Source organism: Arthrobacter sp. MYb214 (assembly GCF_002979865.1).
Lineage (GTDB): Bacteria > Actinomycetota > Actinomycetes > Actinomycetales > Micrococcaceae > Glutamicibacter.
This window is the reverse complement of sequence record NZ_PCPZ01000001.1, coordinates 576,974-601,286: the sequence shown is the minus strand read 5'-3', so window position 1 is coordinate 601,286 and position 24,313 is coordinate 576,974. Positions and strand designations below refer to the sequence as shown.

Below are 24,313 nucleotides of genomic sequence, written 5' to 3'. Positions count from 1 at the left end.
CATTCGTTATTTGCCTGTTGACTAGTGTTTTAGTAAATATTATTTTTCCGGAAAATTGATGCGGGCTATTTTCATGCTCACCCTGCGGCCCTGGCTCTACCCCGTTTGGGCCGGTGCCCGAAGGGGTAGAGCCAGCAGTTACGGATTCGCTTGCGCCTGGACCTTAGCTAGCTGATTTCCGAGCAGATCCGCATTTATGGCTGCTCCGGCGATCGTTCCGGCTGCGGCTGCTGCCATGACCATCGCGCCTAGGTTGCTGGCATTCCCTGCCGCATAAACCCCTGGCAGGGCTGTGGCACCCATTTCATTGACCTGGATGAAGGTGCCAAGCGGGTGCTCGGCAAGCTGTCCGCCGAGCTTGAGATAGAGCGAGGCTTGTGCGTTCATTCGGCTTGCAACTACCAGAGCTTGAGCGCTGATCTTCTGGCCGTCTGCCAGCGTGACTGAATCCAGAGTCCCCTGGGTGTCGAAATCGATTGCTTTCACTGGCTGCTCAACCACCGGTATTCCCAATGCGGCAAGTGTCGCGCGATTTTCATCGTTCAATGCATCCGGGGTGTGGTTGACGAAGGTGATCTTCGAGCTGAGCTGGCTGAACATCATTGCTTGGTGCGTGCTCATGGGGCCGATTCCGAGTACCAGGATCTCCTGGTCACGCACTTCCCAGCCGTGGCAGTATGCGCAATGGATCGCGGTATCACCCCATGCTTGGGCCAGCCCCGGAATCGACGGCAAATCATCAATGAGGCCCGTTGCCAGCACGATTCGTTCGGCGCTAAAGGTATTCCCTTCAGCTGAGACGTTGAATCCGGTGTCCAGTGAACCGGTGAGGTTCTCCACCTCGCCTTCGATGATCCGCGCGCCATAGCTAATCGCTTCCTGCCGTCCGCGGGCCAGGAGGTCCAGCGGGTTGATGCCTTCGTTTCCCAGAACGTTGTGGGCATGCTGCGCTGCCGCGTTCCGCGGATTTCCCTCGTCGATGACCAGGACAGTGCGCCGTGAGCGGCCCAATGCGACTGCGGCCGCGAGCCCGGCACTGCCGCCGCCGATAATGATCGCTTCGAAATGTTCCATGATTCCTCTCCCTGCTATTTGTGATGTTGTGTCCACGGTATCGACGTTTTGCGCTGTGGGGTGTACCGTTTTGCGCATGACGCAAGAATTCGAAGTTGACCAAGTTATCCGCCAGCGCATAAGAACGTTGCGGCAGAACCTCGGCTGGTCGTTGGAATCGTTGGCGAGCAAGGCTTCCCTGAGCGTTTCCACGCTCAGCAGGATTGAAACGGGAGGCCGGCGTATTGCTCTTGACCAGCTGGTTCCAATAGCCAAGGCACTGAATACCAGCTTGGATGAGCTCGTATCGACCTCTGAAGCCGAGATTATTATCCGCCCGGAGCCGATTTCGATGCCCGGGATAACCATGTGGAAGCTGTCCACCGATGACGCAGTTAACGGGGTGAATGTGTCGAAAATGCGTTTCGACCCTTCGCAGGCGCCTGCTCCCACCGAGCTGCGTATTCATCCGGGCAAGGAATGGTTCACAGTGCTCCTCGGAGAAATCCAGCTAAAGCTAGGAGATCGCACCTATCACGTGAAGGCGGGGCAATCTGCGCAGTTCGACACAATGACTCCTCATGCCCTGTGGGCGGTCAATGGCATTGCCGAGGTGCTCGGAATCATGGATAATGCAGGCCAACGAGCCCATGAGCACGACACAGCCAGCTAGTTTAGTGATTTCAATTACTCTTGGATAACCTGAGGGCAGAGTATTGAACACTGCGATGCCAGGAGGGCAACGATGACGCACCAGCTCAACGAGGAGCTTGAACAGGTCCTAGCTGATGGCGATTTCTATTTCGAAGCACTCGGTGAAGGCCGCTATCGCTCGTCGTGGCATTCCCAAGGTGCGTGGAATCCCCATGAGCAGCACATGGGTCCCGCCTCTGGAATCTTGGCCTACGCCTTGGAAAATTTCCAGCCTCGTGAAGACATGCGCATCGCACGGATCAGCTATGAGATCCATGGCCTTATTCACGCCGGAGAATTCGAGATCTCAACGCGAATGGTCCGTCCCGGCCGGACGATCGAATTGATCGAGGCCGAAATGACGGCCAAGGGCCGCACCAGCATCGTTGCGCGCGCGTGGCGGGTGATTACGGGTGACACCAGTGCTGTTGCAGGGGCTGAAGACAAGGAAATCCCAGGCCCAGAGGCCTGCGCGGTGCGCGAAATCAGTGAGCAGTGGCCCGGCGGCTACATCAAATCCATCGAGATGCGCGCCAATGATGAGCTGCGGCCGGGTCGAGGTTTTGCGTGGCTGCGTACTCCTTATGACCTCGTCGACACAGGAGACGCCACAGCGTTGTCCAGCTTGGTGGGAATGATCGACACGGCAAACGGTGTGGTGCCGCGCGTGGATCCGGGTGAAGGAACCTGGATCTACCCGAACGTGGATCTGCAGATCCACATGTACCGCAAGCCCGAGGGCAAGTGGCTGGGCCTGGATGTCCAGCAGAGCTTCGGCACAGACGGCATCGGCCTGACCTCAACGGTATTGCACGATGAAGCAGGCCCTTTCGGCCGTGCTGAACAGATCCTGACGGTCCGTTCGCGCTAGCTCGATGCGCCGGTTGAAAGCTTGGCCAGCAGCTTCTTGAGCTCTGGCTTGGACTTCAGCGTGAACTGGCGCTGGCGGTACTTTTCCCGGTCTGCACCGTGGGCCCGGAAAAGTGCATAGCCGCGCTTGACCAAGAACAGGACCGGTTTCCGGCGCTGTGCTACATCGCGCACGAACCGTCGAAGAGCAGTTACCAATGCAGGTTCGTCGACGTAATACGCTTGGACGTTAATGCCCTTGGCGCGCAGCGGATCAAGGATTTCGTAGAGGAAGATGCCTTCGGCGACAATCGGCCCGTCTGCGCAAGCGATTTCACGATGCCCGTTGTAGCTCGAGGTCGTGATCGAGTAGTTGGGGACCAGAGTGGTACCGTGGTGGAGCAAATCATCGATAGCCTGCAGTGCGGCTTCCTGATTCCAGGTAGCCGAATTGTCCCAATCGATTTCGCCGTAATCGGTACGGGGGAAATCAACGGGATTCCCGTCTTCGCTGATCTGGCGGTAGAACTCGTCCAGCGGCAGGTGGGGTCGGCCGAATTTCGACGCGAGATAGGACTTGCCGGAGCCGGACGGTCCGCCGATCAGGATGACAGGGGTAGAAGAATTTGGCACGCCTTCTATTATGGCCCAGAAACCTCGGCCATCGGCAATCGGATGCTGTGACATCTACTCCGCCTGGAGCGAATTGCTGAATTAGACTCAGATTTATGAGTTTGTGGAACCCCCAGTCAGATGCGCCGTTATCTGTGGAAATCGAAAATCCTACCGGAGACCCGGCTGCTGACCTAGAACGTGGAGTGCAACTGCTGCGCAGCGTCCAATCTGGCGAAAGCGGCGCGCTGCTACGGCTCTATCGTCCGGACCCGACCCTGGCCTTCGGCCAGCGCGATGTGCGGCTAGAGGGCTATGAGGCGGCTCGTGACGTAGCGCAGCAGCAAGGCTTTGCTCCTTTGGTGCGCAAAGCTGGAGGCCGGGCCGCCGCGTATCACCGGGGTACATTGATCGTTGATCATATTGAGCCCGAAGCCGAGGCGGTGATGCGCCAGCAGAATCGCTTCGAGGTCTTCGCGCGGGTGTATGCCAACGCTTTCCAGCGCCTTGGCGTGAATGCGCAAGTCGGGCCAATCCCGGGGGAGTATTGCCCGGGAGATCATTCGGTGCATGGCCTCCCTGATGGGAAATCGCCGCGCAACTATCCAGTGAAGCTGGCAGGCACAGCTCAGCGTGTGGTTTCCGGGGCATGGCTGTTCTCTTCGGTCTTTGTTGTCGAGGATTCCGCGCCATTGCGGCAAGTCCTCGATGGGGTCTACCAAGCAATGGGCATTCCAATGGATCCCACGACGGTAGGTGCGGCTAATGATCTGCTCGCCGCTGTCACCACCGAAGCATTTATTTCAGCGCTGCTCGACGAATATAGCGAGCACGCCACGCTGCAAGGCATCTAGCACAGCTTAAAAAAGAATCGGCACCCGATGCGGGTGCCGATTTTGGTTCGCGGCCGGATCTAGGCGCCGACTCGCTCAACAACCTCGTCAATGCGCGGGTTGGTGGCTGCGGTGCCGTCCGGGAAGATCAGGGTTGGCACGGTTTGGTTGCCGTTGTTGAACGCCTCGACGATCTCTGCGGTGCCTTCGACTTCTTCGATATTCACCTCGGTGTATGCGACACCCTTCTGGTCCATCAGGCGCTTGAGGTTGCGGCAGTAGCCGCACCAGCTGGTGGTGAACATGGTGACTCCGCCGGCAGCGGGAACGTACTGGTCAAGGTTCAATTCGTTGCTCATACATGGTGTAACGGCAATGATGTTTACTTTGTTCCCGGAGGGGTAGAAAAAGTTCGCTGGATTCTTTTGCTCCGCTCGCTAGACTGGGGAGCAGATTTTCCTTGATGCCGGTTCTAAGGGGTAGGCGATGTGCGGACGATATGTGATGGCCAAAGCCATCGGCGATCTGGTGGCAGAGGCCGAGGCGGAAGCGGACGCCAATCTGGAACTGCGCCAGTCCTGGAACGTTGCTCCGACTACCGACGTGCCGGTTGTGCTCGAGCGGCTGATCGACGATGAGCTGCACCGCCAGATCCATGTAGCACGGTGGGGGCTGGTGCCAGGATGGGCCAAGGAGCTGGCGGTCGGGGTGCGCGCCTTCAATGCGCGCAGCGAGACGGCCAGCACCAAGCCGACCTTCCGTTCGGCGGTGAAGAAGCGCCGTGCCGTCGTCCCGGTGGAAGGGTATTACGAATGGATAAAGGAAGGCAGCAAAAAGCGCCCCTTCTACGTGCATCGCGAGGATGGAAAGCTGATCTTCTTCGCCGGCCTCTACGAATGGTGGAAGGACCAGGACGGGTCCTGGATTCTTTCCACCTCGATCATGACCATGGATTCACCTTCGGCGGAAGAGCCCGGGGTGCTCGGCGAACTTGCGGGCCTGCATGATCGCCTGCCCATTCCGTTGGGCAAGGAGATGATGGGCCGGTGGATGAACCCTGCCGAGGAAGACGGTGAAGGGCTGATCGAGCAGATTCGCGCCGAAGCTTTCGATGTGGCTTCCCAATGGACCATGCATGAGGTCGATACCGCTGTTGGCAATGTGCGCAATAATTCGCCGGAGCTGATTGCGGCGCACAGCAACTCGCTGTTTTAGCCGCGGATGGCTGAGCCGCTGGGCTTGGACCCGAGCCGGAACCCCAGGTAGCTGCTGGCCAGCAGGGTTCCTGCCACAAGTCCCAGCTCGCCCATGACGTGGGCTGCGCTGTCAGGAACGAATGCTGCTTCGCTCAGCGGAGCATAGGCGAACCAGCCGAAGGTTCGAACCTGGTTGTAGTCCCATAGCAGTGCTCCGATGCCACCTGCTGCCAACAACAGCCCGGCGATCAGGAACCAGGCCTTGAACCGAGCGAGCTGGCGAAGCGATAAGCCGCCGGCAACCCCCAGCGCGCCAACGCCGAGCAAAGCCAGCACCCAACCGAGAACTTCGGCGGGACCCGGGCCGAAGTAGGTTTCAGAGTCTTCGACCAGCGGTACATAGGATCCAGAGTAGAAAACTACTTCTTGTTGACTGTCCCACCACAGCACGACGATGCCGACGATGATGAATACTGCTGCGCCCAGGAATAAGGCAGTGGCGGACTTGTAGCGTTTATCTGAAGGCATGTATTTAATCTTGCCATCACCAGATGTTTTGCGCATCAACTTTAAACACGAGCGGCAGCCGGCTCTAAAGGCCTGCTGCCGCTCGATGCGTGGTGCTTAGTGACCGCGCTTGATCCATTCATCCAGGTTCGGCGCTTCTGCACCGATGGAGGTGGCATCGCCGTGGCCGGTATTGACCACGGTTTCAGCTGGCAGGACCAGCAGCTTGGTGCGGATCGACTCGACGATCGTCTCGAAGCTGGAGTAGCTGCGACCGGTAGCCCCCGGGCCGCCGTTGAACAGGGTGTCACCGCTGAACAGTACACCGAGGTCTTCAGCGTAGAAGCAGGTTGAGCCCGGAGAGTGCCCCGGGGTGTGCAGGGCGGTCAGCGTGGTGCCGGCGATGGTGAATGAATCGCCTTCGCTGATTTCTGCGTCCACATCGCGCTCGGGGTAGACAGCTTCCCAGAGCATGCGGTCTTCCGGGTTCAAGAACAGCGGTGCATCCACGGCGTCGGCGAATTCGCCAGCCGCACGGATGTGGTCATCGTGCCCGTGGGTAAGCAGCACGGCCATGACTTCTCGATCGCCCACAGCTTCGCGGATCTTGGCAACATCATGTGCCGGGTCGATGACCATCACCTCGGAATCATCGCCGACGATCCAGACGTTGTTATCGACATCCCACGTCCCGCCATCCAGGGAGAAGGTGCCGGAAGTGACGACGTTCTCGATGCGGGCGGCCACTAGAGCTCCACCACCGAACGAAGCACGGTGCCTTCATGCATCTTGGTGAACGCTTCTTCGATTTCATCGATCGTGATGCGTTCGGTGACAAAGGCATCCAGATCCAGGCGGCCGAGCTTGTACTGCTCGACGAGCATCGGGAAGTCGTGGCTTGGCAGGCAGTCGCCGTACCACGAGCTCTTCAGCGAGCCGCCGCGGCCGAAGACATCGAGCAGCGGCAGCTCGAGCTTCATCTCCGGAGTTGGCACGCCTACCAATACGACGCGGCCAGCAAGATCGCGGGCGTAGAAGGCCTGCTTGTAGGTTTCGGGGCGGCCCACCGCGTCGATGACGACGTCGGCGCCGAAGCCGCCGGTCAGCGCCTGGATGGCTTCCACGGCGTCGACCTTGGAGGAATCCACGGTGTGGGTGGCGCCGAACTTCTTGGCGCCTTCCAGCTTGTCCGGGTTCACGTCCACCGCGATGATGGTGGTTGCGCCGGCCAGCTGCGCGCCGGCGATGGCAGCAGCGCCGACGCCACCGCAACCGATCACTGCGACGGACTCGCCGCGCTTGATCTCGCCGGTATTGATCGCTGCCCCGATGCCGGCCATGACACCGCAACCGAGCAGGCCTACTGCGGCCGGGTCGGCTTCTTCATCCACGATGGTGCACTGGCCGGAGTGGACCAGGGTCTTTTCGGCGAAGGACCCGATGCCCAGCGCCGGGGAAAGCTCGGTGCCATCTTCCAGGGTCATCTTCTGGGTGGCATTGAAGGTGTTGAAGCAGTACTTCGGCTCGCCCTTGGCGCAAGCGCGGCACTGGCCGCAGACTGCACGCCAGTTCAGGATCACGCGGTCGCCGACCTTGACGTTGGTGACGTTCTCGCCGATCTGGCTGACTACTGCGGTGGACTCGTGGCCCAGCAGGTACGGGTACTCGTCGCCAATTCCGCCGAGCTTGTAGTGCAGGTCGGTGTGGCAGACACCGGTGGTGAGCACATCGACAACTACTTCTCCGGGACCCGGATCCGGAACGATGATATCGACGACCTCTACGGGTGCGTCCTTGACGCGGGAAATAACGGCTTTGACCTTATGGGACATGGGATTTAGCTCCTGGAACGATTGGCTAGTGCTCTCTCGATGCTATCGGTGTCTCAGGTGCTAATCGAGCATTCGAGACACAATGACGCAGGCAGTTTCGCGCAGAGCCAATTCGACGGTGTTCCAAACGGTTTAATTGAGAGGCGTTTTGGGTTCTTCTTAATTAGCGGCGATCAGGTCGCACCGCTCCGAATGCCACCCCTAACGAACCCGAGGCAGCTATGAAATACTGCTCATATGGCAGGCAAAGGGAACACGGCAAAGCTTCATCACTACGTTCCGCAGGCGTATCTTCGGGGGTTTGCTAACGACAAGGGACGAATCAGCGTCGTACCCTTCGATGATTCCCGAAAGACTTTCGTTTCGTCCGTGAAAAATGTGGCTGCGCAGTCGCATTTTTACACGATTGACGGGCTGTCAGAACCCGACGAGTTCGAGAAAGCACTGAGCCGGATCGAGCACGACGCGACCATCATTCTCAGGAACTTCGAGACTGGTATGTTCCCGCCTTCAGAGGCTGACCGTCAGACACTCTCGTTCTACATGGCTTTGCAATGTGTTCGTGGTCCGGACACTCGTAAGACGATGGACTACATTCACGCGAAGATGATCAGGGTCGAGGTTGGGGCTGGCGGTCGAAGGTACGTGGCCAGCTGGATCAAGAAAAACTTCGGACTCGACCCGACTCCCGAGCAGGAAGATTATATCTGGGAAGCAGTCACGCAGCCGGGAGGCCCACCAATCGTTTTCCCAAACCAAACCCATATTGAGCACATGGTAGAAACTGCCGAAGAGCTAACATCGTACATGGAATGCCGCCCATGGACCCTCGTGCAGTTTGACCGGCGCTCCCTCATCACTTCGGATGCTCCGATAAGTTTGATTCCCAATCCCGACCACGAACAATGGCAGGGGGTGGGGTTTGCAACTGCATGGGGGATCACGTTTCCAATCTCTCGGAAGCTGGGGCTACTCATGTGTGATCCGGGAGTATTACTTAAGGGTCTAACGCCACAGAACCCAGACGTTCAGGAGATCAGGACTTCAATCCTTCGAGGGACGTATGATCAGCAGCAACCGGGCACTACATCTATGGAGAAGCTTTTCAACGAGCGTTCGGTGGGGTCAGCGAGCGAATATGTCTATCACCATCCGGATGATGCACAATTCGTTCCAGATAATCTTCCTGAACCAAACCTCGTAAAGATGAGAGTAAATGGATTCACGGACGCTGAGTTCGACGGTGAGCCGTGGTTTGGACAGTAGGAAGAATAGGCAAATTGCGTCGAAGGTTTCTGTTGATTCATAAATGATCTCGAAGGTGTTGATCCTGCCAAGGATACTTACCGTTGGCGTAATTACCGGAAGGTTGCCAGTCGCCCAAAATTGAATGCCTCAGATTCAGCATAATTCCTACTGAGGAGTCAGTACGTCCAGATACTGAACGGTTGGATTTAGGGTGCGTACACATCGCGCCTGTCGCTAGAGAGATTATGATCATGACAAATCTCTAGGCCCGAATCATGCCACTGAGCTCACTGGAAGCCTACGGCATTCGTGAGTCTGGCGAATCTAGGAAGTTGATTTGCTCATATTTCGGATGATGTTCGAGGAGAAACAATGCGGGATAACTTAGTTTTAGGGCAACGAATTTGGGATATCTTGCGGAGTATCCCGACTTCCGAAGCAATTCGCTATGTAGCAGAGTATCAAGAGGAGGACGCCGAGGGTAGGCCACGGTTTACCGGGCGATGCTTCGAATTACTCGGTGGTACAGGGCAAGTTCCGATGCGTCTGACCGCAGAGGATCTTCTCTCGGTGTCATTCCTTTCGGTTGATGTCCCAGCCTCTGCTGCATGGCAGTTGCTCACCCGGCTAGACGCTACGGTATCTTCCTTGCTAGTGAAGATACCCACGGAGCTGACGATCGAGAACGAGGACTGCGATTACGAATTCACTTTTGGAGCCCAATCGGCACTGCAGCAGCTGTGGGAATTAGTCCGACACGGGACCGACTTCAAGGGAAAAAAGTGGGGAATTGGTCCTACCATCGCAAGCAAGATCCTTGCTCGCAAACGCCCAAATTTGGTTCCAGTGCAAGATGAAGTGGTTATGCGGATACTTGGTATACGGGACAAGGACTATTGGCGGGCTTGGTGGGAAGCCATGCACCTAGACGTCGAGGGCCGCCGGCCTGTTGTCGATTTTGCGAATAGTATTCGTAGTGAATCGGGTGCAGCCCATTTGTCCTTGCTGAGGACACTGGATATCGTCCTCTGGCGGGCTGGTCGCGAACGTTGCTAGGTCAACCAATGCCAACCTTGCTTTCATTTCTTCACGATTTTTCTGGTCTGCTTCTCGCAAAGCTTTAAGGTACCGGCCGCGGCAATAAGGGGTGGGTTACCGTTCAGATCGTCGAGCAGTGATTCGTCCGCTTTTGGCACCAACGCAGCTTACCGTTGAGACGGACGATACGGTCTGTGTCTGCCCAACACCTGTCCACAGAAAGTCTTGGTCGGGCGCTCGCGACGATGAGCTTCAGGTGGCTTTGTTGCAGTTAGAGCGCAGACTTACCTGTGTTAGGACAAATGAACCCGCTGCGAGTATCGGTGGTGTTTATTGGTGGCGTCGAGCGCGGTAGTAAAGCGCCGATGTCGATCTAACCAGCTGCCACTGATATCTTCGAACTGGTGCCAGAGAATCCACGTCGTCGCTAGTCCTTGACGTCATCCTGGGTGATCTCGCCGTTCAACACGGCCTGTACCTCTTTCTCAAGCGCGGGGTTTCCCTGTTCTCCTAGTTCGTTCATGAAGAGTATCGCCTCTTGCTTTAGATGTTCGTGACCTGAAGCAACCGCTCTCGCGATGACCATTGGCACAGCATTTTCGCTTAAAACCCAGAACCGCGTGCTGGCGTCCTCTCGATTCGTGAGGAGACGCCGGACCACCTGGAACGCCCCGCTGGGGTCTACATCGGCGGAGCTTGCGATTTGCTTGCTGATCATGTGCGATTCATGGGCGAGTTCCGGGGCGAGGTCCAGTCCTTCCTTTAAACGAGGCAACCACCAGGAGACATCGAATTTGTCGCTTGAAACAAACCAATAGAACTCGAGTAATTCTTGGTGGTCCTCAGGGTGTTCGCGGACATGCTTCATTCTCGTATCCCAGAGGTCAGCAAGCCGATCGCGAATCACGTCATCAACCGATTCGGCATTTTCGAACGTCCAGGCGATATGCCCGACAGCAGCTCCGCGGATCTTAGGTTCCGCGGTTGCAAAAAACTCTGCTGCAACCGAATCACTCAGCGTCTTGTGACCGAAGATTATCGCGTCTATTACCCACTCTCCGATTCGTTGCAACGGGTCGGAATGGCTATTTTGCCATCCTGTGACGAGGGGCTGTGTTGACCGAATGGCCGCGATCATGGACGGCGCCAATGAGTCGTAGAGCGCACTGCTGTAGTAATGGACTGCCATCGCAGTCGTTAGTACGATTTGCTGATTTCGTGTAATTCCGTCAGTTGATCCAATCAGCGCTCCGAGACGGGGCTTGATCCAATCTGGAACGACGGAGAGCAAATGCCCAAGCCTTTCACCAATGACAGCTCGCGATGCACCCTTACTGTCCGGACGCGTTATTTCCCTCTCGAACGCTTCACGTGCGGCTTCGTACCAAGATGCATTTGGGCCGTGGAGCATCAAATTGAGCAGGCCCCGTACTCGAATCGGCCATTGCCAATTGATCGAGAGGGTGAGCGGATCCATGCCGTGCTCTGGTGAGATCGAGTCATACTCGGTCCAGGCGCTTTGGTCGTTGGCATTGATAAGCAGGTCGGCAAAACGCCGTCTTTCCTCAGCCGGCATGGATGAGGCTTTTCGTTCCTTGACGAGTTCTTCGAGCAGGCCGACAGCGGCTTTCTTCGCTCCGCGATAGTCAACGTCGTCATCCCATCTTCCGCCCTCCACCGGGAATGAAGAGGCGTCGCTGTGCATGAGGATCCCCTTGACGAGATTGATTGACTGATGCCAGTCAATATCGATGTCTGCCTTTACAGAAGCTTCCCAACCCTCCAAAATCGCTCGCAGATATGTAGGTCGTAACCTGTCTACTAGGTCATCGATGCCTTCCAGCGCCTTTGGGCTAGTGGCTATAAAAGCCGAAAGCTCCCGGGCTTGGCCCTCGTGTGACGGACCTGGATCCCAACCATCGCCGACATCATGCCAACTCTCGAGATGCGCAGCTAGTTCTGCAGAACTCATAACAGACATTTCGTCTGTGGACATCGGACTGTTGGGTCCGCTCCAACTCGAATGTAGAACCTCAGGTAAAAGCGGCGACTCAATAGCGCCGAATCGTGCGTCAAGCTCTAAGAGGATGGGCTTCAGAGCCGTAGGCAGCGCGTCACTGCCGACTGCAGAGAGCCACTGATGTTTCCATGTATCCAGCACTGCTGCGACACGTTCTTGGAGCTCATCGGGAGTGTCTTCCTCATCCCGGCGCAGGCGCTCGCGTAACTGGTCTATTTCCATTTGCGGTCCAGTTGCGATGAAACTTATGAGCGGCTCTAGCGCGGCGGGTGAGTACTTTGCGACTTGCCGTGCTAGCTCGCCGAACTGGATCCTGCAAGAGTCTTCGCGAAACTCGCTATCAGCTAAAAGCTCAGCAGCGATAGCCAGCAGATTGTGATTCTCAGTTGGGGTCCGATCTCTATTTCCTCCGAGTGCTTCTGATACCGCAGAGAGGGTGATCTTGCGCGTCAGAACCATGCGGCTCTTGCTCAGAGTCGCCTTTGCTACTCGCGGGTCAGAAATCATCGACTTGGTAGCCAAGTCGAAAACCGCATCGATGAGGGACTGCTCGGCGGAACGGCGACCAATAGGATGGCGAATCGAGTCGAACGACATAAACGTCCAGTCGTACGTGTCGGTCACACGACCTGAGTGGCGCTCATATTCTTCGAGCCAGGGCAGGACTGCCTTAAGGCCATCGTTGGCGTCGTCGAACGTATCAACCACGCGTGGTAAACCTTCTTGGTACCAGTGCTCCTTGATCGTCAGATTTGGCTTGTGCGGATTCTCGGAGGCGCTAGGGCGGAATATCAAATTGGCCGTCCACTTTCCGACCTTTTGTTGTCCGCCCCGTAGCAGGTTTACGGCTAACGCGACGATTTCACGGGGGTCGCTTCGTCGTCCAAAGCCGTTCTCGTTTAAATTCTTGATCAGAGGCTTTAGCCTGGCGGCCTCATCGGACGGGATTGAGGCACCGATTGAGAATACAGCTCTATGCACCCACGCATTGTTGCTGCCATTAAGTTTAACGAGAATATCCACCACGGTCTTTGGTGTCTTTGGTGCCACCCGCTTTAAGTAATCAATCTCAGGCCAGTAAAAATCTCGGATAAGACCATCGTCTGTCATCTCTGGCTCCGGCGGGTTATCAAACATCCCCGCTTTAGCCAGAGGCTCCACCCACAGAGGATTCTTCAGCCCATCAAAGAAGGCCTGACGAAGTTGAGGCGTGAGAATTCGGCGCAAGGCCTCTTTTACTTGCGTGTCAGTTGGTGGTTTGAAGTTTGGCATTACGAGTCCCCATCGTCGACGGCATTGATCTCAGCGAGGAGGTCCTCCAACGCATGCAGGTTCTCGAAAAACAAGGAACTCCGCACTTCGATTACGTCCTCCACCACCCGCATGTGCGCCAGCAGGGTTTCGTCATTCGGTAGTGGCCTCTGCCGGTCATGGTTACGGTCCAAATGGGTCCAGCCCACAAAGAATTCATACGCCTTTGTCCACTGTTCGATTACTGGGTGCTTGGTGTGAGGCACTCCCGTCACCAGCGCCGCTGCGTTGGCGCGGTTGCGTGCTTCCTCTTTCGATGCTGTGTTCATCAATGAGGTAAGAACCAGCGCAACCGCTCGGGGAACGGGCACAAGATCTTGATCGAGCGCGAGGTCAGCGTCAGGGTGCGCCGCCAATAGCTCTGGGAGTTGTCTCAGCAGAGTCGCCGAGGAGGGAACAGGACGCGGGATTGAGAATTCAGACATGACTGCAGGGAGCCCGATCATTAGCTCGCGCATGCAGTGGCAAATGATCGAAATCCTCGCAGCCTCCCGAGGTGGAATCGCTTTCGCGGCGAGAATGTCCAAGGCAGTGCCATATAAACCTGCCAATTTTTCGTTACGGTTCTGCAGCGCGTCAACCACATGCGTTTGACGGTCATCCAGCTTGGCTTCATTTGCCACTATCCGCGGTCTCCATTGTGTAGCCCGAAAAAGTCCTGGTTAGTTACGACACTTCCGTGCATGTTATTCGAATCGTGTCAGGTCAACTTAGACGGACCCATGCGCTGCCTGTCCTTGGCTATTTCAACCATCGCTTCGTGCACTCCTTCGCACTTGGGAGGCATGCGTTGGTTCTTCTGGTAGTGCCCTTAGCTTAGCAAAGAGCAACGACGCTACCGGCTACCGGGAATGCGAAGCGTAATGCCAGACCTGTAGATTTCTGCCGGATAGATTCTCGCTTCCATACTTTAGAGCACATGTAGTGAAGGTGCGCTTCAGCGCTCCACCACCCGATCTATTCGTGGGGTACCCCACCGTGAATCCATCTCCGCCTGCCAAGGAGTGTTAGGACGTTCATCGAGAGCACTATCTTTGAAATTGGGGAGGGCAAGGCATGTTTCAGGATGCAGTCTTTGGTTTAGCTGTCCATGCGTGCATATAGGTCCAAACGCGATTGGGAAAGTGTTCCGATGTCGGGCTTGCCCTTGCTCCAACCGTGAAAGTGATTAGCCCAAACTGTCGGTGCGCCTGACTAGTGTAACTGTCATTCGAATACGTGTTCGAATAGAATGGTTCTACTAGGTAAGGAGTGCACACGTGGGGATGTTCACCGAGTCAATCGAGGTTGCCCGTGCGGCGAACGGAATGCCGTTGCGCGTGAGGTGGCAGGGGCAGGACTATCGCCTGGTTGCCGAGCCTCAACGCTGGTTCGAGCGCCGCAAATGGTGGGACGAAAACCTGCGGATTCCGCGTGGAATCGGCGCAGGAATGGCTGACTATGAGATGTGGCTGCTGCAGCTGGTTGCGGTGCGCGGACCCCAGCAGGTGCACAGCGTCGACGTGAGCTTTGATCCGCAAACCGAACGCTGGCGGCTGGTGCGTGTGTATGACTCCCTGGCCCGCAGCGCCTAGGCTGACGGCAGGGGAACATATCTTCGAAGGGCTGCAATGAGCTTCACCCATTTGAACGTCAGTTCTTCCTATAGCGCCCACTACGGGGTGTCACACCCGCGCGCCCTGGCGCAAGCAGCCAAAGCGCACGGCGCGCAGATGCTGGCGCTGACCGACCGGGACGGGCTATATGGCGCGGTCAAGCACGTGGCGGCCTGCATGGCTGAAGGGCTGGCGCCGATCCTCGGAGTCAACCTCGCGGTGCTCGATGCCTCCGGGGAAACCCTTGGAAGAATCACCCTGCTGGCCCGCGGAGGCTGCGCAGGAGCTGGCTACGCGGCATTATGCCGGGCAATTACCCTCGCGCACGGCACGGCTCATGGCGTTCCCGGACTGAGCGCCCGGCAGATTGCGGAACTAGGCCGAAGCAGCAACCTGATAATCCTGCTCGGCGGCGAATCCGATGTGGCCAGAGCGATCCTCAAGGGAAAATACACCCAAGCGCGCACCCTCATGGGCGACTGGAAAAACCGGGTGGGAAAGATGCTGCGAGTGGAAATCACCACGCACCTGTCCAGTCCTGGATCGCGCTACAGCCTCGGTGAAGCAGCCCGCTTGCTGCGGTACGCCCAAGAGCGGGGGATCAAGGCCGTGCTCACCAATGCCGTACGCTACGTAGACCCCGACGGGGCGGTCACCGCAGACATCCTGGACTCAGCGCGCGCCCTGCATAGCCTGAAGAACCTGGACTCCTGCCAACCCAATGGCCAAGGGTGGCTGAAAACCCCGCAAGAGATGCGCCAGCTGGCCAAAGAGATCGGCCAAGCCACCGAAAAAAGCTGGGCGCAACAGCTTTTGCGGGAAACTGAAGCGCTCGCCGAATGGGCGGCGGCAGACCCGGTAGCCGATCTCGGATGGAAGAAGCCGGTGATCCCCGAAGCGAAGATCATCGGCCTGCACCGTCCGGCCATGCAAGAACTCACCGAGCGAGTCCATGCAGCGGTGCCTGGGCTCTTGCCGCACGCCAATCCCAGCCTCATTGAAAGACAGCTGGCTCTGGAACTCGGGGTGATCGACCGGCTGGACTTCGCCGGGTATTTCCTGACCGTCGCCGAAACCGTCAAGCTGATCACCGGCATGGGAATCCGCGTGGCAGCCCGCGGCTCCGGTGCTTCCTCGCTGGTGAACTACCTGCTGGGCATCAGCCAGGTGAACCCGCTGGCCCACGACCTGGTGTTCGAACGCTTCCTCTCCGATACCCGCACCACCCTGCCGGATATCGACATCGACGTGGAATCCGCACGCCGCCACGAGATCTACCGCGAGATCTTCTCCAGCTTCGGGGAAGAGCGCGTCAGCCTGATGAGCATGCAGAACGCCTACCGTGCGCGCGGCGCGGTCCGTGATGCAGGAGCCGCCCTCGGGGTAGAGCAGGAACAGGTAGATGAGATCGCGAAGCAACTCTGGCGCTTCTCCGCATCCTCTTTCCGCGAAGCGCTCACCGAGAAGCCGGAGCTGGCCGCATTGGCAGAACGCATTACCGATGACACCCAGCTCGATATCCTCATCGACGCTACCGAGCGCCTCGACCGGCTGCCTCGCCATATCTCCATGCACCCCTGCGGGGTGATCCTCTCCGACGCGAGCCTGCTGGACCGCACCCCGGTCCAGCCCTCGGGCATCGGACTGCAGATGAGCCAGTTCGACAAGCACGACATGGACCTGATGGGCTTGATCAAGCTCGACGTGCTCGGTGTGCGCATGCAATCGGCCATCGCCTACACGCTCGAGGAGATCGCCCGCATGCACCCGGATAAGCAAGCGGCCGCCCGCGCCGGAGGGCACGCCGACGACAGCTATATCTCCGCTACCGGAGCGATAGACCTGTCCAGGGTGCCACTGGATGACGAACCCACTTTCGAATTGATCCGCTCCACCCATACGCTGGGCTGCTTCCAGATCGAATCCCCGGGGCAGCGCGAACTGATCGGCAAGCTCGCGCCCCGCGAATTCAACGACCTGATCATCGATATTTCCCTGTTCCGCCCGGGTCCCATGCAGTCGAATATGGTCAAGCCCTACCTGGAGCACCGCCACGGATTCGCCCCTGCCCAATACCTGCACGAGGATCTGATTCCGGCGCTCGCCGAAACCCACGGGGTGACCGTCTTCCATGAACAGGTGCTGCGCATGCTTGATGTGCTCACCGGATGCGGATTGGGCATGGCCGATGTCTACCGGCGCCTGCTGGGCAACCCGGAGAAGGAACCAGCCGTAGAGAAGTATGTGCGCGCCGAGGCGGCCAAACGCGGTTATAGCCAGGAAACCATTGACCAAGTCTGGGAGGTGCTCTCCGGCTTCGGCTCCTTCGGCTTCTGCAAGGCCCACGGGGCTGCCTTTGCCGTACCTACCTACCACTCGGCCTGGCTCAAGGCGCACCACCCCGAAGCTTTCCTTGCCGGGATCTGGGAGCACGACCCGGGCATGTACCCCAAGCGGCTGCTGGTCTCCGAAGCACGCAGAATGGGCGTTCCCATCCTCCCGCTGGATATCAACCGATCCACCGGGCACTACCGAGTCGAACGAATATTCGAATCCGCTCCAGCGAAGGTTCCTGTGGTGCCCCGCGCACCCAGCTCGCTGCGCCCTGGGCGCTATGGAATCCGCCTGGCCTTCCGCGACATCCACCAGATGAGCGAACGCGAAGTGCAACGCCTGGTCGCAGGCCAGCCCTATGAGCACCTCGCCGATGTCCGCGCCCGCGCAGGACTCTCGCGACGCACCTACCAGAACCTTGCAGCGCTCGGAGTGTTCGATTCCCTATTGTCCGGGACCTCCCGTGCCGACACGATCGCCCACACGCAATCCATGGCGCACAGCTCCCTTCCGGCCAAATACCGGCCGGGACCCGGACAACTTGCCCTGGATCTGGGGCAGATCGAATATATCGACCAGACCGGCAAAGCACTGGATCCCGCGGAAGTAGTACGTACCGAATTGGACCTCATGCATCTGGACGCCAGCGAGCATCTGATCACCTCGTACCGCCAACGGCTGGCGCACCTGCCCATTACGCAGGCAGCCGAGCTGCTGCACCTGCGCAACGGAACCGAAGTTCTGGTCGCCGGGGTACGGGTGGCCACTCAGACTCCTCCCATGCGCGGAGGCAAGCGTGTGGTCTTCATTTCCGTGGATGATGGGACTGGCTGCATCGACGCCACCTTCTTCGATGACACGCAGCAGCGCACAGCGCCCTTGCTCTTCTCCACACGCATGCTGCTCATCCACGGGGTCACACGCCGTACCGGACCGCGCGGCATCTCCCTCCAAGCGCTGAACGCCTGGGACCTGCATCAGCCGGAGACCCTGCCTGCTGCAGGCTACCTCGCGGAGCTCACCCGGCCGCAACCAAGCTATCGGCCAAACCTCGGCGAGGGAGCACGCAAGATCGAAAGTGTCGGGGAACTTGCCAAACGGATGGAAGCTGAAGGCCTGGACCAGAGAGGGGCCTGATGAGCTAGTTCGCTGACAGGGTTTACCTAACAGATACATCGGGTCCAATAGGAGAGATACCTGATGTGAGGGGAGAACGGGCGTAAGCGCAGATGATTGGTGGCTCACTGCAGGTGCACTATCCCAAACAGTTTGGAACGTGCTCGAAGGCAAAGATCCGCAAAGAGGAATTCGTGACTACGACTTCATCTACTTCGATGAAGATACGTCCTGGGAGGCCGAAGATGCGCTCATTCGTGGAGCCAAAGTCCTCTTCAAGGGCATGGACGCAGAAATCGAAGTACGCAACGGAGCATGCGTCCAACTTTGGTACGAAGAGCCCTTTGGGGCGCCGGCTATTCCATTCCTCAGCGTTAAGGACGCCATCGACCATTTCGCAGCGAAGACCTGCTGCTTTGCAGGCACTAGTGATGAGCCTGGGCAAATTAGTACCTATGAACCCTGGCCTGAACGGGAACCATCAAGGAAGATCACTGAAAACTGATAATTCTCAAACCGAGGAAACATGCCCATCGGCGTCGACGACAAATGACGGGTTGTGCACAAAATCCCAGCGGAAGCCATCCGGATCAGCCACACAGGCACTCTTGCCGCCCCACGGCTGCACCGTCGGTTCGGTGACAGAAGTCGCTCCCGCATCCAGCGCTCGCCGGTAGTGTCGGTCCACTTCTGCGTCAGAGTGCACGTTGTGTCCCAGTGAGATCGGTGGCGCCAGCTGGCTGTGCCCGACGTCGCCGTACTCGCTGGGCATCTGCTTCACATCCCAGAGGGCGAGCATCAAGCCATAGCCGGCACGGACAAAAGCGATTTCCGGGTGAGCTGGCTGGACCAGCTCAAACCCCAGGCCCTCGGTGTAGAACTTCGTGGAAGCACCGACATCGCGCACTCCGAGGGTAATGGCACTGATGACAGGTGGGGCCGGTTTGTTCATATTACTAGGGTAGGAGGGGTTGAAAATGAAAGCCATGGGTTTGCGGATCTTCCAAGACTTTTCCTGCCTCCTTATAGATAGATCCATTGCTCGTTGCGCAGCGCTTGATACCTCGCCTGGGCAATTGCATCGTCGGCTTGGTGCGTCAATGCAGAAGCATGGCGGTATCTTTTTTCGCTGCTGAAGATTCGCTTCCGGGCTGATCGCTTGAGCCGGAAATCGCTGGGCGACGTGGGATCGGAATTCACTTTGGATACTCCTATTCGGTGGAGGCCGCTGGGGCGGGGGATTGTTGAGGGGCGGATGCGCTGGTGAGTTCGGGCGATGCCGCCATCCAATGCTCAGGACGGGGTATGCGCCGTACCTGCGGTGAGAGCCAGGCCAAGACTGCTGCTAAGGAAACGAATGCCCCGAAAAATATCAGCGTTGGTCCCATGCCGACCGATTCCAGACCAAATCCGGTAAGCAGCGGAGATAAGGGCAAAGCGGCCAGTGCCATAAAGGTGATTAGGGAATTAGCGCGCCCAGACATTTGCTTCGGAATGGAGGCCATGAAGTATCCACCCACCGCAGCGTTGAGAGCTGGAACGCTGAGGAAGCTGATCATCAGCATGGTCCCCATCCAGAGCAGGTTCGTATTAAACCCGATGAGCAGCATGGCTACACCCAAAATGGTGAGACAGGTGCAGGTCAGTAAACCACTGCGGAATTTATCGATGAGCTTCGTTGCGACCAACGATCCGAGCAGCATTCCAGCGCCCATGAAGGTAGAAGTTAACCCGATAACCCAGGGTTCTTCGGAACGCTGTTGAAGTCCGTAGATCAGCGTTGTCATCAGCCCGTTGACGCCGATGTTGACGACCGTAATCAAAATCAGCAGAGCGCGCAGCTGTGGCCGGGAAAAGCACCAGTGCATGCCTGCCAGAATTCCGTGGGCCACTTTCTCTTCGGAATCATTGCTGGTGCCATTGGAATCTTGCCCAGATAGCTTGGCTGCCCGCAATGGACGACGCAGTGCAAATCCACTGGCCGCAGCGATCAGATTCAGGACACTGACGATGAGCAGGGCAATGCCACCGCCTAATCCCAGAAGCACGCCGCCCAGGGGAGCGGAGCCGAGCATCAGCACCGAGTCGCGGCCTTGATTCGCCGCCATCGCACGGCCGAGCTGTTTGGGGTGTACAAGATCCTTTAGGGCGGCATTAGTTGTCGACCCAAAGTACCCGCCGCGCAGTTCCATAAGGATGTGGGCAAGGCATAAGGAGGCAACCGGCAGTGAACCGACGCTGCTGCCCAGGGCCATGGCTGCCGTGATTGCAGCACCGGCGAAACTTCCTATGAGAATCATCCGAGCCTTGTCGGTACGATCCGCCATGGCTCCGCCGGCCAAAATTACGCTCGCCCGTGCTGCCATTCCCACTGCGGCCAGGGTTCCGGCCAAAACCGGGGACCCCGTAGCGGACAGCAAGATCAAAGGAAAGATGAACCCGTAAATACTGCCCGACAGCAAAGCCGTTGAGTCCGCCAGCAGCCACATCCGGTAGTTGCGCTGCACGCGCAAAGGCGGCAAAGGCTCCGTGATAATCGCTGTGGTGCCTGATGGATCGTTGGCCTGGATGCTGGTCATGGCACCAACTATAGATTCGCAAATAAAGTTGCGCAATAGAATTTGCGCAACTTTATTTGTGGGATTGCTATGCTGTGCTTATGAGCAACCATGAGCCACCGGTCACATTCACCACCCCCATGCTCAAGGCCATCGCAAACCCCTTGCGTCGGCAAATCCTTGACGCGCTTTCGGCAATGGAAACCGCACGCGCGGCAGACCTCGCGCAGGCTCTTGGCGTACCCGCGAACAAGGTCAGTTTCCATCTGCGTGAGCTGGCCAAAGCCGACATGATCGTTGAAGTTCCGGAACTGGCGCGCGATAGGCGTGACCGCGTATGGAAACCTGCGGCTCGCGGCTATACGACCGGCAAAGTGGGAGAGCGCCCGGAGGACCAGACCGGGACGGCCATGGATGCCTACCTCAGCCAAGTGGTCCATGACGAGCAACGCCGCCTGCAAGCGACGCTTCGGCATGCAGAAAGGCACTATCGCGGCGAAGAGCCCGGGGAGATTAAAGCGCAGATGCAAACGAGCAACCTGATGCTTACCCAAGATGAATGCGACGAACTCATGCGCCGCATGGAAGAAGTGATTCCGGCTTTCCGCGAGGATCTGAAAAACGGCAAAGTCACCAGTTCGCAGCCCGCGGGCGATCGTGAAATCTGGCATGTCATGAGCCTGTTCAACGCAGATTCGCTGTTGAACGAGTCACAAGAGGGCGATCAATCTTCGTAAAACCCGAGGTAAACGCACGCTGAGGTGGGGTCCTGAACTAAACTGGATTCTGGCTGGCTGTGGCCAAGGTATGCCACAAGCTATGAAGCCATCACAGATTGAAAGGTAGAACCCGATCTCATGAGCGAGCAGCTGACTCTCACCATTGACGGCGAGCAGGTACAGGTGGACGCGGGAACGACCGGTCTGCAGCATTTTGCCAACGATAAAGACGTGGTTGTCATGCACGTCGATGGCGTATTGCGCGACCTGGCCCGCGAACTGGAAGCCGGAACCACTGTCACCCGCGTAACCATCAATGATCCAGAAGGATTGGAGGTGCTGCGCCACTCGACTGCCCACGTGATGGCCCAGGCTGTGCAGCAGCTGCGCCCGGACTCCAAGCTGGGAATCGGCCCCTACATCACCGACGGTTTCTACTTCGACTTCGATGTCGAGGACCCATTCACCCCAGAAGACTTGAAGCAGCTGGAAAAGATGATGCAGAAGATCATCAACCAGAACCAGCTCTTTGTCCGCCGCGAAGTTTCCCCGGAGGAAGCCAAGGCTGAAATGGCCAACGAGCCATACAAGTGCGAGCTGTTGGCCAAGGCCGACTCCGCCGACACTTCCGGCGAAGGCGTCACCGTTGAGGTGGCCGCTGGCGAAACCACCATCTACGACAACGTGGACCGCAAGTCCGGCGACACTGTCTGGAAGGACCTGTGCCGCGGACCGCACCTGCCGAACACCAAGCTGATCAAGAACGCCTACGCGCTGACCCGCTCGGCTGCCGCCTACTGGCTGGGCAGCGAGAAGAACAAGCAGCTGCAGCGCATCTACGGCACCGCATGGCCAACCAAGGACGACCTGAAGGCCTACCAGGAGCGCCTGGCCGAAGCCGAGCGCCGCGACCACCGCAAGCTCGGTGCCGAACTGGACCTGTTCTCGTTCCCCGATGAGCTGGGCTCGGGCCTGCCGGTGTTCCACCCCAAGGGCGGCATCATCAAGCGCGAAATGGAAGACTACGTGCGCGACCGCCACGTCGAAGAAGGCTTCCAGTACGTGGGCACCCCGCACATCTCCAAGGATGGGCTGTTCCACACCTCGGGCCACCTGCCGTACTACGCGGACACCATGTTCCCGGCGCTGCACATCGATGAAGAGCGCGATGAAGATGGCAACATCACCAAGCAGGGCCAGGAATACCGCCTGAAGGCCATGAACTGCCCGATGCACAACCTGATCTTCCGCGGCCGCGGACGTTCATACCGTGAATTGCCGCTGCGCCTATTCGAATTCGGCCACGTCTACCGCTACGAGAAGTCCGGCGTGGTCCACGGCCTGACCCGCGTGCGAGGTTTCTCCCAGGATGACAGCCACTCCTACGTCACCAAGGAGCAGGCACCGGCCGAGGTTGAGCACCTGCTGAACTTCATGCTCTCGCTGTTGCGCGACTTCGGCATGGACGACTTCTACCTGGAGCTGTCCACCCGTGATCCGGAGTCGGACAAGTTCATCGGCTCGGATGAGCAGTGGGATGAAGCTACCGCCGTGCTGGAGCGCGTCGCCACCGAATCCGGCGTCGAACTGGTTGCCGACCCAGGCGGAGCCGCATTCTACGGTCCGAAGATCTCGGTCCAGGCCAAGGATGCCATCGGCCGTACCTGGCAGATGGGCACCGTGCAGTACGACTTCAACCAGCCAGCGCGCTTCGGTTTGGAGTACCAGGCTGCCGACGGTTCCCGCCAGGAACCAGTGATGATCCACGCTGCGAAGTTCGGTTCCATCGAGCGCTTCCTGGGCGTGCTCACCGAGCACTACGCAGGTGCCTTCCCCGCATGGCTCTCGCCGGTACAGGTTCGCGCGATCCCAGTGGCCGAGGCTTTCAACGACTACCTCGGTGAAGTTGTTGCCAAGCTCAAGGCGCAGGGTGTCCGCGTGGAACTGGATGACTCGACGGATCGCTTCCCGAAGAAGATCCGCAACGCGTCCAAGGACAAGGTTCCATTCGTGCTCATCGCCGGTGGCGAAGATGCCGATGCAAACGCCGTGTCCTTCCGCTTCCGCGATGGCAGCCAGGAGAACCAGGTTCCAGTCGACGATGCGGTAGCCCGCATCGTTGAAGCCATCAAGAGCCGCGACAACAACAACTAGTTCGGATAGGGAGTCCACCAAGCATGCAGGAACAAGCAGACCGGTCCGTCACCGACGACTTTGAACTCGCCGGAGTGCCGGATTCGTTCCAGCGCCTGTGGACTCCCTACCGGATGGCTTATATCAAGGGCGGACAGGACCAGGTCAAGGATGAGGCCAGTTGCCCATTCTGCGCCGGTCCTGGGCGTACCGACGAAGAAGCGCTGATCGTGCACCGTGGCAAAACCTGCTACGTGATCCTGAATCTGTTCCCGTACAACCCGGGCCACCTGCTCGTGTGCCCGTACCGCCATGTGCCCAACTACACCGATATCACGGTGGAGGAAACGGCCGAAATGGCAGCGTTGGCGCAGCAGTCAATGCGCGTGCTGCGCAAGGTCTCCAACCCCGCCGGTTTCAACCTGGGCATGAACCAGGGCGAAGCCGGGGGAGCAGGCATCGCCGCGCACCTGCATCAGCACATCGTGCCGCGCTGGAACGGGGATGGGAACTTCTTCCCTATCATCGCGCAGACCAAGGCGATCCCGCAGACCTTGTCCGAGGTTCGCAGTGCCATTGCCGAAGCGTGGGACAGCGAAACCCCGAACTAGGCAATAGCTGGTACTTGGGCCCGGCAGAACATGGAAATGTTCTGTCGGGCCCAAC

Annotated in this window: 21 protein-coding genes and 1 pseudogene; 12 read left to right on the top strand and 10 right to left on the bottom strand. The window is 58.2% G+C overall.

The genetic code is table 11. From position 1 onward, the window contains the following. Window positions 1–138: 138 nt before the first annotated feature. Complete coding sequence (locus CQ012_RS02760; protein ID WP_105661394.1) at window positions 139–1,074, bottom strand: NAD(P)/FAD-dependent oxidoreductase; 936 nt, start codon at window positions 1,072–1,074, stop codon at window positions 139–141. On the opposite strand from CQ012_RS02760, the gene CQ012_RS02755 reads away from it, so the two are divergent. After that, complete coding sequence (locus CQ012_RS02755) at window positions 1,073–1,726, top strand: helix-turn-helix domain-containing protein (protein ID WP_353616139.1); 654 nt, start codon at window positions 1,073–1,075, stop codon at window positions 1,724–1,726. The genes CQ012_RS02760 and CQ012_RS02755 overlap by 2 nt on opposite strands. 72 nt (window positions 1,727–1,798) lie before the next feature. Continuing rightward, entirely contained in the window at window positions 1,799–2,617 is an 819-nt protein-coding gene (locus CQ012_RS02750) for a thioesterase family protein (protein WP_105661393.1), read from the top strand. On the opposite strand, the gene CQ012_RS02745 is transcribed toward CQ012_RS02750, so the two are convergent. Next, window positions 2,614–3,228, bottom strand: a complete 615-nt coding sequence (locus tag CQ012_RS02745) for a uridine kinase family protein (protein WP_105661392.1) — start codon at window positions 3,226–3,228, stop codon at window positions 2,614–2,616. The genes CQ012_RS02750 and CQ012_RS02745 overlap by 4 nt on opposite strands. Before the next feature lie 95 nt (window positions 3,229–3,323). On the opposite strand from CQ012_RS02745, the gene CQ012_RS02740 reads away from it, so the two are divergent. Beyond that, complete coding sequence (locus tag CQ012_RS02740) at window positions 3,324–4,061, top strand: lipoate--protein ligase family protein (RefSeq protein ID WP_105661391.1); 738 nt, start codon at window positions 3,324–3,326, stop codon at window positions 4,059–4,061. Between the two features lie 59 nt (window positions 4,062–4,120). Here the strand turns inward: CQ012_RS02740 and CQ012_RS02735 are convergent, their stop codons facing one another. Next, complete coding sequence (locus CQ012_RS02735) at window positions 4,121–4,399, bottom strand: glutaredoxin domain-containing protein (protein WP_105661390.1); 279 nt, start codon at window positions 4,397–4,399, stop codon at window positions 4,121–4,123. 127 nt (window positions 4,400–4,526) lie between these two features. On the opposite strand from CQ012_RS02735, the gene CQ012_RS02730 reads away from it, so the two are divergent. Further along, window positions 4,527–5,255: an SOS response-associated peptidase gene (locus tag CQ012_RS02730; RefSeq protein WP_105661389.1), complete on the top strand. Its 729-nt coding sequence runs from the start codon at window positions 4,527–4,529 to the stop codon at window positions 5,253–5,255. Here the strand turns inward: CQ012_RS02730 and CQ012_RS02725 are convergent. From CQ012_RS02725 to CQ012_RS02715, 3 genes are all read right to left on the bottom strand, one after another. Beyond that, complete coding sequence (locus tag CQ012_RS02725; protein ID WP_105661388.1) at window positions 5,252–5,764, bottom strand: hypothetical protein; 513 nt, start codon at window positions 5,762–5,764, stop codon at window positions 5,252–5,254. The genes CQ012_RS02730 and CQ012_RS02725 overlap by 4 nt on opposite strands. A gap of 96 nt (window positions 5,765–5,860) precedes the next feature. After that, window positions 5,861–6,490: an MBL fold metallo-hydrolase gene (locus CQ012_RS02720; protein WP_105658255.1), complete on the bottom strand. Its 630-nt coding sequence runs from the start codon at window positions 6,488–6,490 to the stop codon at window positions 5,861–5,863. After that, window positions 6,490–7,575, bottom strand: a complete 1,086-nt coding sequence (locus CQ012_RS02715) for an S-(hydroxymethyl)mycothiol dehydrogenase (RefSeq protein ID WP_105661387.1) — start codon at window positions 7,573–7,575, stop codon at window positions 6,490–6,492. Before CQ012_RS02715 ends, CQ012_RS02720 begins: the two co-directional genes overlap by 1 nt. Before the next feature lie 237 nt (window positions 7,576–7,812). Between CQ012_RS02715 and CQ012_RS02710 the strand changes: the two genes are divergently transcribed. Beyond that, entirely contained in the window at window positions 7,813–8,841 is a 1,029-nt protein-coding gene (locus tag CQ012_RS02710; RefSeq protein WP_105661386.1) for a DUF4238 domain-containing protein, read from the top strand. A gap of 354 nt (window positions 8,842–9,195) precedes the next feature. Continuing rightward, window positions 9,196–9,879 (top strand): DUF6308 family protein, encoded by a 684-nt coding sequence (locus tag CQ012_RS17980; protein ID WP_105661385.1) that lies wholly within the window; start codon window positions 9,196–9,198, stop codon window positions 9,877–9,879. Between the two features lie 409 nt (window positions 9,880–10,288). Here the strand turns inward: CQ012_RS17980 and CQ012_RS02700 are convergent, their stop codons facing one another. Beyond that, on the bottom strand, window positions 10,289–13,153 hold the full coding sequence (locus CQ012_RS02700; protein WP_105661384.1) for a hypothetical protein: 2,865 nt from the start codon (window positions 13,151–13,153) through the stop codon (window positions 10,289–10,291). Then, a complete protein-coding gene (locus CQ012_RS02695; protein ID WP_105661383.1) occupies window positions 13,153–13,815 on the bottom strand; it encodes a hypothetical protein in 663 nt (220 codons plus the stop codon). The genes CQ012_RS02700 and CQ012_RS02695 overlap by 1 nt, the downstream gene beginning before the upstream one ends. Before the next feature lie 642 nt (window positions 13,816–14,457). On the opposite strand from CQ012_RS02695, the gene CQ012_RS02690 reads away from it, so the two are divergent. The 3 genes and pseudogenes from CQ012_RS02690 to CQ012_RS02680 all read left to right on the top strand — a co-directional run. Continuing rightward, window positions 14,458–14,766: a hypothetical protein gene (locus CQ012_RS02690; protein WP_286134558.1), complete on the top strand. Its 309-nt coding sequence runs from the start codon at window positions 14,458–14,460 to the stop codon at window positions 14,764–14,766. A gap of 36 nt (window positions 14,767–14,802) precedes the next feature. Further along, on the top strand, window positions 14,803–18,258 hold the full coding sequence (locus tag CQ012_RS02685) for a DNA polymerase III subunit alpha (protein ID WP_105661381.1): 3,456 nt from the start codon (window positions 14,803–14,805) through the stop codon (window positions 18,256–18,258). 103 nt (window positions 18,259–18,361) lie between these two features. Continuing rightward, a pseudogene (locus CQ012_RS02680) lies at window positions 18,362–18,742 on the top strand (nucleotidyltransferase family protein); the annotation flags it as partial. A 6-nt stretch (window positions 18,743–18,748) separates the two neighbouring features. On the opposite strand, the gene CQ012_RS02675 reads toward CQ012_RS02680, so the two are convergent. Beyond that, window positions 18,749–19,189, bottom strand: a complete 441-nt coding sequence (locus CQ012_RS02675) for a VOC family protein (RefSeq protein ID WP_105658261.1) — start codon at window positions 19,187–19,189, stop codon at window positions 18,749–18,751. Between the two features lie 259 nt (window positions 19,190–19,448). Then, window positions 19,449–20,816: an MFS transporter gene (locus CQ012_RS02670; protein WP_105661380.1), complete on the bottom strand. Its 1,368-nt coding sequence runs from the start codon at window positions 20,814–20,816 to the stop codon at window positions 19,449–19,451. An 80-nt stretch (window positions 20,817–20,896) separates the two neighbouring features. Here CQ012_RS02670 and CQ012_RS02665 point away from each other — a divergent pair, with 80 nt between their 5' ends. The 3 genes from CQ012_RS02665 to CQ012_RS02655 all read left to right on the top strand — a co-directional run bounded on the left by CQ012_RS02665 (window position 20,897) and on the right by CQ012_RS02655 (window position 24,258). Continuing rightward, entirely contained in the window at window positions 20,897–21,532 is a 636-nt protein-coding gene (locus CQ012_RS02665) for a winged helix-turn-helix domain-containing protein (RefSeq protein ID WP_105658263.1), read from the top strand. 120 nt (window positions 21,533–21,652) lie between these two features. Then, window positions 21,653–23,668 carry a threonine--tRNA ligase gene (gene thrS, locus CQ012_RS02660; protein ID WP_105658264.1) on the top strand — a complete coding sequence of 672 codons (2,016 nt, stop codon included), beginning with the start codon at window positions 21,653–21,655 and terminating at the stop codon, window positions 23,666–23,668. 23 nt (window positions 23,669–23,691) lie between these two features. Continuing rightward, window positions 23,692–24,258, top strand: coding sequence for an HIT family protein (locus CQ012_RS02655; protein ID WP_105661379.1), 567 nt, complete (start codon window positions 23,692–23,694; stop codon window positions 24,256–24,258). Window positions 24,259–24,313: the final 55 nt, after the last annotated feature.

Bases quoted from the DNA above. Each gene is read 5' to 3' on its own strand.
- CQ012_RS02755 (WP_353616139.1), top strand. From the start codon at position 1,073: ATGATTCCTCTCCCTGCTATTTGTGATGTTGTGTCCACGGTATCGACG.
- CQ012_RS02760 (WP_105661394.1), bottom strand. From the start codon at position 1,074: ATGGAACATTTCGAAGCGATCATTATCGGCGGCGGCAGTGCCGGGCTC.
- CQ012_RS02750 (WP_105661393.1), top strand. From the start codon at position 1,799: ATGACGCACCAGCTCAACGAGGAGCTTGAACAGGTCCTAGCTGATGGC.
- CQ012_RS02740 (WP_105661391.1), top strand. From the start codon at position 3,324: ATGAGTTTGTGGAACCCCCAGTCAGATGCGCCGTTATCTGTGGAAATC.
- CQ012_RS02735 (WP_105661390.1), bottom strand. From the start codon at position 4,399: ATGAGCAACGAATTGAACCTTGACCAGTACGTTCCCGCTGCCGGCGGA.
- CQ012_RS02730 (WP_105661389.1), top strand. From the start codon at position 4,527: ATGTGCGGACGATATGTGATGGCCAAAGCCATCGGCGATCTGGTGGCA.
- CQ012_RS02725 (WP_105661388.1), bottom strand. From the start codon at position 5,764: ATGCCTTCAGATAAACGCTACAAGTCCGCCACTGCCTTATTCCTGGGC.
- CQ012_RS02715 (WP_105661387.1), bottom strand. From the start codon at position 7,575: ATGTCCCATAAGGTCAAAGCCGTTATTTCCCGCGTCAAGGACGCACCC.
- CQ012_RS02710 (WP_105661386.1), top strand. From the start codon at position 7,813: ATGGCAGGCAAAGGGAACACGGCAAAGCTTCATCACTACGTTCCGCAG.
- CQ012_RS17980 (WP_105661385.1), top strand. From the start codon at position 9,196: ATGCGGGATAACTTAGTTTTAGGGCAACGAATTTGGGATATCTTGCGG.
- CQ012_RS02700 (WP_105661384.1), bottom strand. From the start codon at position 13,153: ATGCCAAACTTCAAACCACCAACTGACACGCAAGTAAAAGAGGCCTTG.
- CQ012_RS02690 (WP_286134558.1), top strand. From the start codon at position 14,458: ATGTTCACCGAGTCAATCGAGGTTGCCCGTGCGGCGAACGGAATGCCG.
- CQ012_RS02685 (WP_105661381.1), top strand. From the start codon at position 14,803: ATGAGCTTCACCCATTTGAACGTCAGTTCTTCCTATAGCGCCCACTAC.
- CQ012_RS02675 (WP_105658261.1), bottom strand. From the start codon at position 19,189: ATGAACAAACCGGCCCCACCTGTCATCAGTGCCATTACCCTCGGAGTG.
- CQ012_RS02670 (WP_105661380.1), bottom strand. From the start codon at position 20,816: ATGACCAGCATCCAGGCCAACGATCCATCAGGCACCACAGCGATTATC.
- CQ012_RS02665 (WP_105658263.1), top strand. From the start codon at position 20,897: ATGAGCAACCATGAGCCACCGGTCACATTCACCACCCCCATGCTCAAG.
- thrS (WP_105658264.1), top strand. From the start codon at position 21,653: ATGAGCGAGCAGCTGACTCTCACCATTGACGGCGAGCAGGTACAGGTG.
- CQ012_RS02655 (WP_105661379.1), top strand. From the start codon at position 23,692: ATGCAGGAACAAGCAGACCGGTCCGTCACCGACGACTTTGAACTCGCC.